The sequence below is a fragment of the Photobacterium sp. NCIMB 13483 genome, assembly GCF_003025475.1.
In the GTDB taxonomy this organism is placed as follows: domain Bacteria; phylum Pseudomonadota; class Gammaproteobacteria; order Enterobacterales; family Vibrionaceae; genus Photobacterium; species Photobacterium piscicola.
The window spans coordinates 1-548 of record NZ_PYLV01000070.1 but is presented as its reverse complement, the minus strand read 5'-3'; the positions used below and the strand labels follow the sequence as shown (position 1 = coordinate 548).

1 tRNA gene is annotated in these 548 nt (G+C 39.4%); it reads right to left on the bottom strand.

The features are described from left to right. Nucleotides 1–150: 150 nt before the first annotated feature. Nucleotides 151–240: transfer RNA gene (locus C9I86_RS20115), tRNA-OTHER, on the bottom strand. Nucleotides 241–548 lie beyond the last annotated feature (308 nt).

Below are 548 nucleotides of genomic sequence, written 5' to 3'. Positions count from 1 at the left end.
ATGTATCTGTTCAAGTGCTTGTCTTAAAAACATAAAAAAATCCAAGTGCATTAAATACACTTGGATTTTTACACATCTACAGGATCGTTCAACTGATCATTTTGGGCTTAACTGATCAGCATTACGCAATTTCTTGCGGGCTTCTCTATTTGGCTCCCTCTACTGGACTTGAACCAGTGACATCTGAATTAACAGTCCGCTAAGCTTCCCAATAAAGAGTACCAACTGAATTAAGAAAGAATTATATGATGGTAGGAGTTAGCTTCACACTCTCTCGTATTCTCGAAGCATCAAATTTCAAACGTAAAAAAGCCCGCAATTTCTTGCGGGCTTCTCTATTTGTCTTCACTCTACTGGACTTGAACCAATGACATATGAATTAACAGTCCGCTCAGCTCCCCAATAAAGAGTACCAACTGAACTAAGAAGGAATTATATGATGGTGGGAGAAGGATTCGCTTCTTTATCATTCAACAGTTGCCAAATTTCAGACGTAAAAAAGCCCGCAATTTCTTGCAGGCTTCTCTATTTGGCTCCCTCTACTGGAC